The sequence below is a fragment of the Pseudomonas sp. NFACC24-1 genome, assembly GCF_900115235.1.
GTDB lineage: Bacteria > Pseudomonadota > Gammaproteobacteria > Pseudomonadales > Pseudomonadaceae > Aquipseudomonas > Aquipseudomonas fluorescens_AA.
Map to the genome: position 1 here is coordinate 1 of NZ_FOVS01000065.1, position 11057 is coordinate 11057.

General features: G+C 62.1%; 8 protein-coding genes and 1 tRNA gene. 1 reads left to right on the plus strand and 8 read right to left on the minus strand.

The window, feature by feature from the left end:
- Positions 1-140 precede the first annotated feature (140 nt).
- From tsaA to rimO, 5 genes are all read right to left on the minus strand, one after another.
- Positions 141-839 carry a tRNA (N6-threonylcarbamoyladenosine(37)-N6)-methyltransferase TrmO gene (gene tsaA / locus BM317_RS29240; protein WP_092477171.1) on the minus strand — a complete coding sequence of 233 codons (699 nt, stop codon included), beginning with the start codon at positions 837-839 and terminating at the stop codon, positions 141-143.
- A gap of 175 nt (positions 840-1014) precedes the next feature.
- A complete protein-coding gene (locus BM317_RS29245) occupies positions 1015-1476 on the minus strand; it encodes a YehS family protein (RefSeq protein WP_053182473.1) in 462 nt (153 codons plus the stop codon).
- A gap of 59 nt (positions 1477-1535) precedes the next feature.
- A complete protein-coding gene (locus BM317_RS29250) occupies positions 1536-2246 on the minus strand; it encodes an rRNA pseudouridine synthase (RefSeq protein ID WP_092477173.1) in 711 nt (236 codons plus the stop codon).
- 83 nt (positions 2247-2329) lie between these two features.
- Entirely contained in the window at positions 2330-2803 is a 474-nt protein-coding gene (locus BM317_RS29255) for a GNAT family N-acetyltransferase (protein ID WP_092477175.1), read from the minus strand.
- A gap of 298 nt (positions 2804-3101) precedes the next feature.
- Positions 3102-4442, minus strand: coding sequence for a 30S ribosomal protein S12 methylthiotransferase RimO (gene rimO / locus BM317_RS29260; protein WP_092165932.1), 1341 nt, complete (start codon positions 4440-4442; stop codon positions 3102-3104).
- A 274-nt stretch (positions 4443-4716) separates the two neighbouring features.
- Here rimO and BM317_RS29265 point away from each other — a divergent pair, with 274 nt between their 5' ends.
- A complete protein-coding gene (locus tag BM317_RS29265) occupies positions 4717-6618 on the plus strand; it encodes a potassium transporter Kup (protein WP_092165933.1) in 1902 nt (633 codons plus the stop codon).
- A gap of 261 nt (positions 6619-6879) precedes the next feature.
- Here BM317_RS29265 and BM317_RS29270 read toward each other — a convergent pair whose 3' ends face one another.
- The 3 genes from BM317_RS29270 to BM317_RS29280 all read right to left on the minus strand — a co-directional run bounded on the left by BM317_RS29270 (position 6880) and on the right by BM317_RS29280 (position 11041).
- The gene (locus BM317_RS29270) at positions 6880-8169 is read right to left on the minus strand and encodes a virulence factor family protein (RefSeq protein ID WP_092477177.1); all 1290 of its coding nucleotides are present in this window, start codon (positions 8167-8169) and stop codon (positions 6880-6882) included.
- Positions 8169-10811, minus strand: coding sequence for a bifunctional lysylphosphatidylglycerol flippase/synthetase MprF (gene mprF / locus BM317_RS29275; protein WP_092165935.1), 2643 nt, complete (start codon positions 10809-10811; stop codon positions 8169-8171). Before mprF ends, BM317_RS29270 begins: the two co-directional genes overlap by 1 nt.
- A gap of 153 nt (positions 10812-10964) precedes the next feature.
- Positions 10965-11041: transfer RNA gene (locus tag BM317_RS29280), tRNA-Met, on the minus strand.
- Positions 11042-11057: the final 16 nt, after the last annotated feature.

The following is an 11057-nucleotide window of genomic DNA, read 5'->3' on the forward strand; positions in this document are numbered from 1 at the left end:
AAGCGGATGGCGTACGGTTACCGGGATAGCGAATTCTTTTTCATGAAGATCAAGAGCGTCTTTCCCGGTAATCCGTGAAGAACCTAAAAAAAGCCCGCGCCGCCTGATAAAGGCCGCGCGGGCTTTTTCGTTCCCGGGTTTTATCTACCGGCAGGAACGACTTCCAATACCCGGATCAGCCCCGGTTGCGGGTAATGCCAGCGAACGTCCACATCCCAGAACTGCGCACCATATTCCCGTTCGGCTGTGGGAATCTGGTACGCCGGGCGTGGGTCCTGGGTCAGGCATTGTTCAATCAACTCCACCAACGGCTCTTCCAGGCGCGTGGCATGTTCGTGTGCTTGAACCAGGGCGGTGTCCGCCCATTGCACCGCGATCAACTCAGGCGCGGCGCTGGCGATGCTGTTGGAGGCCGAGGGGATGATATCGGCGTAGGGTACGTAGGGCTTGATGTCGAGCACCGGCGTGTCGTCAAGCAAATCGATACCCGAGAGCCACAGGCGCCCGGCTTCGACCCGTTCCAGCTTCACGACCGACTGGCCAATGCCGTTGGGGCGATGGGTGGCGCGGGTGGCGAACACGCCCATGGACTTGTTGCCGCCCAGGCGTGGCGGTCGCACTTTCAAGCGTGGCTTGTCCTCCAGGGCCTGGTGGAACAGGAACAGCAGCCAGACATGGCTGACCTGCTCCAGGCCTTGCACCGCCTCGCCCTGGTCGAACGGCGCCACCAGCTCCAGCACACCGCGTGCGGCCGGCGCCAGTTGCGGTTGGCGGGGGATGGCGAACTTCTCCTTGAAGCAGGAGCGGACGAAGCCGATGGGAGAGACGTTGTAAGTCATGGGTTGAAATCGAGGCAGGGTAAAAAGGACATCATAGCCTGAGAGCGCTGGCTTGATCGTTCCCACGCTCCGCGTGGAAATGCCTCAACGGACGCTGCGCGTTCGGCCTTTGAGGGACGCGGAGCGTCCCAGGCTGCGTTCCCACGCAGAGCGTGGGAACGATCAACCTGGGAAGTCAGCCGCGAACGCGCAGCGTCAGGCCCTTGAGGAAGTTGCGCAGCAATTGGTCGCCACACGGGCGGTAGTTGGTGTGGCCGAACTTGCGGAACAGCGCGCTCAGTTCCGGCTTGGACACCGGGAACTCGGCGGCCTTGAGGATGGCGTGCATGTCGTCTTCCTTCAGCTCGAAGGCCACCCGCAGTTTCTTGAGGATGATGTTGTTGGTCACCGGCACTTCGATCGGCTGCGGCGGACGGCTTTCGTCCTTGCCACGCTTGAAGATCACCAGGCCATCGAGAAAATGCGCCATGACCTCGTCAGGGCAGAACACGAAGCCTTCTTCCTCGTCTTTCTTGAGGTAGCCCGCCAGGTCCGCCAGGGAGACGTCCAGGCCGCCGAGCTTGATGATCTCGATGACTTTCTTGTCGCTGATGTCGAGCATGTAGCGCACGCTGCGCAGTACGTCGTTGTGAATCATGTATGCAGTCCTGATCAATCGGCAGTGGGCGCCTGCGTTCGGTGCGGCGCCGGAAAAAATTAGAATTTCTCTTTGGCAGACAGGTAGCGCCACTGGCCCAGCGGCACCTTGCCGATGGACACGCCGCCGATGCGGATGCGGCGAATGGCGACGACCTTGAGCCCGACCGCCTGGCAGAACAGAGCGATCACGCCGGGCTGCGGGTTTTTCATGGCAAAGCGCAGGCGGTTCTCGTTCTGCCAGCTGGCCTTGACCGCCGGCAGTTCCTTGCCCTTGTAGGTCAAGCCATGGTTCAGGCGATTGAGGCCATGGGCGACCATGTCGCCTTCGACTTCCACCACGTATTCCTGCTCGATCTTGGCGGCGTCGGCGGTGAGCTTGCGCAAGATCTTCCAATCCTGGGTGAACACCAGCAGCCCGCTGGCGTTGGCTTGCAGGTCGGCACTGGCGGTCAGGCGCAGGAAATGGCCCTTGAGCGGCCGCTTGCCGAAGCGATGTTCTTCGCTCAGGGTCTGTGGGCCAAGGGAGGCCATCGCGGTGTCTACGTCCATGCCCGCCGGGACGTTCAGCAGGAGTGTCACTGGCTCCGGCGCGGTGGCCTTGGCCTCGGCGTCGAGTTCGACCTTCTGGGCCGTTACCTTGAACTGCGGCTCGTCGATCACTTCGCCATCCACGGTGACCCAGCCGCCCTCGATGAACAGCTCAGCCTCGCGACGGGAACAGCCGACGAGTTCGATGAGGCGTTTGGAGAGACGAATCGGGTCAGTCATGACGGGGGCCGTAACAAAAAGAGGGTGGGCATTGTACCTGCCTGGGGCCGGTTAATCGCGGGTCCATTTGCCTCATGCAACTTTTAGCCGCGTCCGGCCTTCAGGTCGGGCTGCCTGTAGCGCATATGCAGCAGGGGATAGGGCTGGTTCATGCCATCTTTTGCCGAACGCCCGACCACTTCGAAACCTTGCTTGAGGTAAAAGCCCAAGGCTTGCGGATTCTGTTCGTTGACGTCCAGTTGGTCGGCATTCAGGTGTTCCATGGCGTAGCGCAGCAACAGCTTGCCCAGGCCCTGGCCACGGTGTTGCGGGGCTATGAAGAGCATCTCGACCTTGCCAGCCGCGACACCGGCGAAACCGGTGATCCGCTGGCGCGCGTCCCGGGTGCAAATGAGCATTACTGCATCCAGGTAACGGGTGAGCACCAGGTTTTTCAGCAGTTCGATGTAGCTGTCTGGCAGGAACTCATGGGTGGCCCGCACCGACGCCTCCCAAACCTGGGTCAGTTCCTGGTAATCGCTCGGTTTCGGTGTATGGATGACCGAATGCTGGCGCATGTCCGCCTGTTCCTTGTGCTGGATGTACTGGGTTTCTCCATACGATAGCCGTAAAAAAGCCCCGCATCTTGTCGCAAGGCAGGGCTTTTCAGTTTTTTCGGGATGGCCGAGTTAGTTGGTAGTTGTAAGCACAGAACCTGTGGCGAGGGGATTTATCCCGCTGGGCTGCGAAGCAGCCCCAAAACCGCCGAGTGAATTGAGCTGGGGAGAAGTTTTCTTGCTTAGGGGCGCTTCGCGCCCCATCGGGGATAAATCCCCTCACCACAAAAAGCCAGTTCGGCTTGAGCCCAAGCCTGGATCAACCGATCTGTTCAGCCCACAAGTCATACTCGTCGGCATCAGTCACCTTGCACCAGACTTTGTCGCCCGGCTTGAGGTTGCTGCCATTGTCGATGAAGACGTTGCCGTCGATTTCCGGGGCGTCGAAGAAGCAGCGGCCCACGGCGCCTTGCTCGTCCACTTCATCTACCAGCACTTCGATTTCACGGCCGATGCGCATTTGCAGGCGCGCCGAACTGATGGCCTGCTGGTGCGCCATGAAGCGCTCCCAACGGTCCTGCTTGACGTCGTCCGGCACCACGTCCAGGTCCAGGTCGTTGGCCGGTGCGCCTTCCACCGGGGAATACTGGAAGCAGCCAACGCGGTCGAGCTGGGCTTCGGTCAGCCAGTCCAAGAGGTACTGGAAGTCTTCTTCGGTTTCGCCGGGGAAGCCGACGATGAAGGTCGAGCGGATGATCAGGTCCGGGCAGATTTCGCGCCAGTTCTTGATGCGGGCCAGGGTCTTGTCTTCGAAAGCCGGGCGCTTCATGGCCTTGAGGACTTTCGGGCTGGCGTGCTGGAACGGGATGTCCAGGTACGGCAGGATCTTGCCGGCCGCCATCAGCGGGATCAGTTCGTCGACGTGCGGATACGGGTAAACGTAATGCAGGCGGACCCAGACGCCCAGGGTGCTGAGGGCTTCGCACAGTTCGGTCATGCGGGTTTTCACCGGCGCGCCATTCCAGAAGCCGGTGCGGTATTTCACATCGACGCCATAGGCGCTGGTGTCCTGGGAGATCACCAGCAGTTCCTTGACGCCGGACTTGACCAGGCGCTGGGCCTCGTCGAGCACATCGCCCACCGGACGGCTCACCAGCTTGCCGCGCATCGACGGGATGATGCAGAAACTGCAGCTGTGGTTGCAGCCTTCGGAAATCTTCAGGTAGGCATAGTGGCGCGGGGTCAACTTGATGCCTTGGGGCGGCACCAGGTCGATCAGCGGGTTGTGGTCCTGGCGCGGTGGCACCACTTCATGCACGGCGTTGACCACCTGCTCGTACTGCTGCGGCCCGGTCACGGACAGCACGCTTGGGTGCACGTTGCGGATGTTGCCTTCTTCCACACCCATGCAGCCGGTGACGATGACCTTGCCGTTTTCCTTGATGGCTTCGCCGATCACTTCCAGGGACTCGGCCTTGGCCGAATCGATGAAGCCGCAGGTGTTGACCACGACCACGTCGGCGTCCTGGTACGTGGACACGACGTCATAGCCTTCCATGCGCAGTTGGGTCAGGATGCGCTCGGAGTCGACCAGAGCCTTCGGGCAACCCAGGGATACGAAGCCAACCTTCGGATTGGCGGGCGCGGTAGTGGTGGACATGTCTAACCTCGGTGTAGGGGGATCGTCTCTTGCCGAGACAGGGCGCCTGGCGCGCCTCTGATCAAAAAGTGCGCAATTCTATCCAGGGTCGACGCACTTGACCAGCTTTATACCGGGAAATGCGACGAGTGCTGCGCTATGCTTCGCGCCTTTGCGTTCTGGCGATTGCTACAGTCAACAAAACGTCTGTAACAATGCGTAAAACAGCGCATGCTGCCTCAACAAAGCATAGTGCTTCGTTCAAGAAGACAGGTCTGGGAAACGGGAGTGTTGGATGGGTCATGCAAGTAGTCAGGTGGCAGGTGCCGAGCATTCGGCAGCGAAGCCGCTGAGCATGCTGGTCGCGGCGGTCGGAGTGGTTTATGGCGACATCGGTACGAGCCCGTTGTACACCCTCAAGGAAGTGTTTTCCGGTGCCTATGGCGTGCCTGTCAATCACGATGGGGTGCTGGGGATCCTGTCGCTGATTTTCTGGTCGTTGATCTGGGTCGTGTCGATCAAGTACATGATGTTCGTGCTGCGCGCCGACAACCAGGGCGAGGGCGGGATCATGGCGCTCACCGCCCTGGCGCGGCGAGCCGCGGCGGGAAGGGCGCGACTGCGGACATTCCTGGTGATCTGCGGTTTGATCGGCGCGGCGCTGTTCTACGGCGACAGCATGATCACGCCAGCGATCTCCGTGCTCTCGGCCATTGAAGGCCTTGGCCTGGCGTTCGAAGGCATCGATCACTGGGTGGTGCCCTTGTCGCTGGTGGTGCTGGTGGGGCTGTTCCTGATCCAGCGCCACGGCACTGCACGGATCGGCACCCTGTTTGGCCCGATCATGGTCACCTGGTTCCTGGTGCTTGGCGCCCTGGGCGTGTATGGCATCGCTCAACATCCGGAGGTGTTGCAGGCGGTGAACCCGGCCTGGGCCGTGCGTTTTTTTGTTGTCCACCCGGGCATGGGCGTGGCGATCCTCGGTGCCGTGGTGTTGGCGCTGACCGGCGCCGAAGCGCTGTACGCCGACATGGGGCACTTCGGCCGCAAACCGATTGCCCGCGCCTGGTTCATCCTGGTGCTGCCAGGGCTGATGCTCAACTATTTCGGCCAGGGCGCGTTGTTGCTGGGCGACCCGGAAGCGGCGCGCAACCCGTTTTATCTGCTGGCGCCGAGCTGGGCGTTGCTCCCGCTGGTGGGCCTGTCGACCCTGGCCACGGTGATCGCCTCGCAAGCGGTGATTTCCGGCGCGTTCTCCCTGACGCGCCAGGCGATCCAGCTCGGTTACATCCCGCGGATGTATATCCAGCACACCTCCAGCGCCGAGCAGGGCCAGATCTACATCGGTGCGGTGAACTGGTCGTTGATGGTGGGTGTAGTGCTGCTGGTGCTGGGTTTCGAATCTTCCGGCGCGCTGGCTTCGGCCTACGGCGTGGCCGTGACCGGTACGATGCTGATGACCACGATCCTGGTGTCCGCCGTGATACTGCTGTTGTGGAAATGGCCGCCGCTGCTGGCTGTTCCGGTGCTACTCGGTTTCCTTTTGGTGGACGGCCTGTACTTCGCCGCCAACGTGCCGAAAATCATTCAGGGCGGTGCGTTCCCGGTCATTGCCGGTATTGCCCTGTTCGTGCTGATGACCACCTGGAAGCGCGGCAAGCAGTTGCTGGTGGAGCGCCTGGATGAAGGGGCGCTGCCGCTGCCGATCTTCATCAGCAGCATCCGCGTGCAGCCGCCGCACCGGGTGCAGGGCACCGCCGTGTTCCTGACTGCGCGTTCGGACGCTGTGCCTCACGCCCTGTTGCACAATTTATTGCACAACCAGGTGCTGCATGAGCAGGTGGTGCTGCTGACAGTGGTGTACGAAGACATTCCCCGGGTGCCGCTGCAGCGGCGCTTCGAAGTCGATGCCTATGGCGAAGGGTTCTTCCGGGTGATCCTGCACTTCGGTTTCACCGATGAGCCGGACGTTCCGCAGGCGCTCAAGCTCTGTCATCTCGATGACCTGGACTTCAGCCCGATGCGCACCACTTACTTCCTCAGTCGCGAGACCGTCATCGCCTCCAAGCTTGAGGGCATGGCCCGCTGGCGCGAGATACTGTTCGCCTTCATGCTGAAAAATGCCAACGGCAACCTTCGTTTCTTCAATCTGCCGTTGAACCGGGTGATTGAACTGGGGACGCAGGTCGAGATGTAGCATCAGGAGAACAAAAGCCCTCGTTGCCTTGCGGCGGCGGGGGCTTTTTTGTGGGCGACACACAGGCTGATGCCAGGATGAAGCCCCTGTGGGAGCGAGCTTGCTCGCGATAGCGGAGTGTCGGTTGCATCGTTGTTGAACATGCCACCGCCATCGCGAGCGAGCTCGCTCCCACAAGAGGGGCCTGTGTAAACCCGGCAGCGACAAAAAAGCCCCGGCAACCGCAAGGCTGCCGGGGCTTTTCCTCAGGCTTGCCTCAGATCACTGTTCGGCAACCTTGTTCTGGCGTTTGTTGATCTCATCGATCAGGCGCTTGGCCAGGGCCGGGTAGTTTTCGTCGAAGTGATGGCCGCCAGGCAGCTTGATGGCTTCGCCAACGGCGGTCTTGTCGGTGCAGCCGCTTTCGTCGGCTTCTTCACCGCCGTAGATGCACACCACTTTCTCGGCTGGCAGCTTGGCCATTTCCGGGCCGGTGGCGGCTTCGGTGCCGGCGTTGCCGAGCCAGCCTTCGACTTCGATCTCGAAGCTGCCGGTGCGGGCGAAGGCCAGCAGGATGATCGCATCGACTCGCTGTTGTTCGGTGGCCGGCAGGCGATTGTAGATGGCCGGCAATACGTCGGCGCCGAAGGAGTAGCCGGTCAGGATGAAGCGCTTGGTACCCCAGATCTGCCGGTAGTGCTGCATCAGCTCGGTCAGGTCCGCCGCGCTCTGCTCCGGGCTTTTGTGCTGCCAGTAGTAGCGCAGGGTGTCGATGCCGACCACCGGGTAGCCGATCTTGGCCATTTCATCGGCCACGTCGCGGTCCAGGTCGCGCCAGCCGCCATCTCCGGAGAGAAACAGGGTGACGGTGTCTCGTGTCTGGCTGGCCGGGACTTCCACGACCGGGATGCTCAGGCCGCCCTTGGCCTTATCGGTGCCCACCAGGATCTTGCGCAGTTCGTTGTTCAGCACTTGCGGCAGGTTGATGTCGTAGTCGCTGATGCTGGTCTCGGCATTCGATTGGTCGCGTACGAAACCGGCACTGGTATCGTCAGGGTTATCGTTCCAGGCCACCAGCCAATGGCCGTGGGCTGCCTTTTTAGGTAGCAGATGGGTGCAGCCGGGTTTTTCCAGGGCCAGGTCCACTGAAACGGCCTTGGCCTTGTCGTCCTTCTGTTCAGCCAGCCAACGCCAGGCCAGCACGGCGCCAGGGCCGATGCCACTGACCAGCGTGGCCGGGCCCTGGAGCTCTCTCAGGCCGGCCTGCAGGGCACGGCCTTGCAACATGCAGTCCTTGGGCAGGATCACCTGGACGATCTGCGCCGAGCCGCTACGGCTGAGGGTCGTCAATTGCGTGTCGTTGAGCTTCTGGTCTTCATTGACTGCCACTAGCACCCGGGCACGCGCCTTGGTACCGGGAGTGACCCGGGTCAGTGCTGCGCCATCGGCGGGCGCGAGTTGTTCCAAGGTAGGTTGCGGGGCCGGGCGGTTCCAGTACCAGTAACCGCCACCGAGAATTACCGCCAGCACCAGCAGGGCGGCCACTACGTATCGCCAGGAGCGTTGCATCATCAGCGTTTCACCAGTCCGGTCAGGCCGCCCGCAATCAGGGCGGCAGTATCGGCCAGTGCCACCAGCGGATCGAGTCCGGCGGGCACGGCCATGTAACGAGGTTCCCAGTTTGGCTGGAATTTGTCTTTGAAGCGGCGCAGCCCCTGGAAGTTATAGAGCTGCTCGCCACGGCGGAACACCATCGAGCCCAGGCGCTGGGTCAGTGGTGCGCCGCGCCGCGGTTGCAGGCCCGACAGCGGGACCATGCCGAGGCTGAAGCGGGCGTAATCATGGTTTTTATAATGCTGGATGAGGCCGACCATCATGAACTCCATGGTCAGTTTCGGCGCCTCGGGGTGGGCGCGCATCAGGTCGAGGCTGGCCAATTCGTGGCTGTGGGTTTCCAGCAGGTTGGCGAACGCCACCGGCCGGCCCTCGAAACGAATCACCGCGATGCGGAAATGCTTGAGGTAGTCATCGCTGAAACGCCCCAGGGAGAAACCTTTTTCCCGCACGTTCTTGCCAGTCAGCCAGGCATCGGAAATGACCTTGAGCTCATCCATCGGCGCCTGGCCCGGTTCGTGGATCTCCAGCGACAGGCCGTCACGGGTGCCGCGGTTCCAGGTGTAGCGCAAGTCTTTCATCTCTTTGCCCTTGGCTTCGAGATCGAAACGCTTGAGGTCGACCCGTGCTTCCTCGCCCAGCTTGATGGCCGTCAGGCCGATGTCCATGTAGTACGGCAGGTTTTCGGCGCGCACCTGATAGAACACGGGGCGGGCATGGTAGATGTCACACAGGTCGCGGAACTGCCAGATCATTTCGGCCCGTTGCTGGGTCGGCCCGATCGGGTCATACAGCGCCACCAGGCTGCGACCACGGCGGGCATACATCAGGAACGCCTCGTCGTTGGGGTGGAACAGCAGCGCCTTGTCACCGGTCAGGGCCAGGCCGCCGTCGGGTTGCGAGGAGGTCATGAGAATCGTCTTGGCCCGCTCCAGCTCTTCAGCCGTCGGCAGGTGGATCACCGGACGCGCGGTTCGCAGCAGCCAGGTCAGGGATACCACCACCAGCAGCACCGCAGCACCCAGTAGCGAGCGCAGGCCGCGAGGGGCGTCGGCATCGAGGGTGAACTGCCACCACAGTTGATGGCTGTAGGGCACGTCCTGATAGGCAAACAGCAGCAGCCAGATCGAGGCGCCGAGCACGCAGAGGCTGGCGATCAGGAACAGCGGGGAAAACGGCAGTTCAGTCAGGCGGCTCGGACGATAAAAGGAGCGCCGGAATATCGCCAGCAGGGCGGCCGTCAGGGTCAGCAGCGTGGCTTCTTCCCAGTCGAAGCCCTTGAGCAGCGAGAGCAGGGCGCCCACCAGGAGCAGAACCGTGGTCAGCATCCAGGCGGCCGACAGGCGACGGCGCAGGCCCTGGGCGAGCAACAGGCACAACACGCCCACCAGGCTGGCGCCGAAGTGCGAAGCGTCCACCAGCCGATGGGGGATCAGGAAACCGATGTGCTCCAGGCGGGTGTCGATTTCCGGTGTCACGCCGGAAAACAGCAGCACCACGCCGGAGAGGAACACCAGAACCGCCAGGATCGGCGCGGCGAAACCCGATGCCGCCCGCAGGCTCTGGCGCGTCTGGAACAGCCGTTGCGCCTCGTTGATCAGCAGCAACACGCAGGCCACCAGCATCGGCAGCAGCACGTAGATCAAGCGATACAGCAACAGCGCGGCGGCCAGCGGTGCGGCGCCGAGTTTGTCGGCAAACGCGGCCAGCAGGATCGCCTCGAATACCCCGACCCCGCCCGGTACATGGCTGAGTACGCCGGCAGCCAGGGCCAGCAAGTACACCAGCAGGAAAGCGCCGAACGGCGGCGCCTCGGGCAGCAACAGATACAACACGGTGGCGGCCGCGGCGACATCCAGCGCGGTGATCACCAGTTGCAGGAAGGTCAGGCGACGGCCCGGCAGGCGCAGCGTGCGACGGCCGGCCTTTACCAGAAGGCTGTCCCGATGCGGCTGTTCCGGCAGGCGCCGGCGGTAGATGCCGATGGCCAGCACGCTGGTGAGCAGCAGCACCGCCACGGAAATGGCCCCCAGCAAGGCGGCAGGCAAGTGCAGCGCGGCAGACGCGGCGGGCAGATTGCTGAGTGTCGCCAGGGCCGCCAACGGCGGCAACGCGCAGCCCAGGGACAGGCTGGCGAACAGCGTCATATGGGCGACATCCGATGCCCCCAGGCCATGGCGCGCATACAGACGGTAGCGAACCGAGCCGCCCGACAGCAGCGACAGACCAATGGCGTTACCGATGGCGAATGCGGTGAACCCGCCCAGGACCATGGTTTGTGGCGGCAGCGTCACACCGGCGTAACGGCTGGCGGACCATTCATAGCCCAAAAGAATGATGAAGCCGGCGACCGTCGCGGCGATCGCACCAAGCAGGGCGGGCCGGGGCACTTCAAGAATCGAGTCGTGCAGAGCGTATAGATCGAGTTCGCTCAGCAGATGGCGGCAAGCAATCAATGCAATCGCAAACAGCAGCAGCGTGACCGCGAGGCCAATGGGCTGGCGGTACTGGCTGATCCGATCCAGCCAGCGCAGTCGCTCGGCTTTGATCGGTTGTGTCGCGGTAACGGAGTCTTGCGGGTCAGACGAGTGGGCGCGCATCAATCACCTCTTGAGCTATGCGCGACAGGATGGAGGTATCCAGCCAAGTTACCAATCCCCGCGAAGGAAAATAATTACAAAATCTTTGTAATGTAGAGCTTTTTTCGCCAGACACAAAAAAGGCCACTCTTTCGAGTAGCCTTTCTTGGTATTTGGTTGCGGGAGCCGGATTTGAACCGACGACCTTCGGGTTATGAGCCCGACGAGCTACCAGACTGCTCCATCCCGCGTCTGTGTGGCGGCATT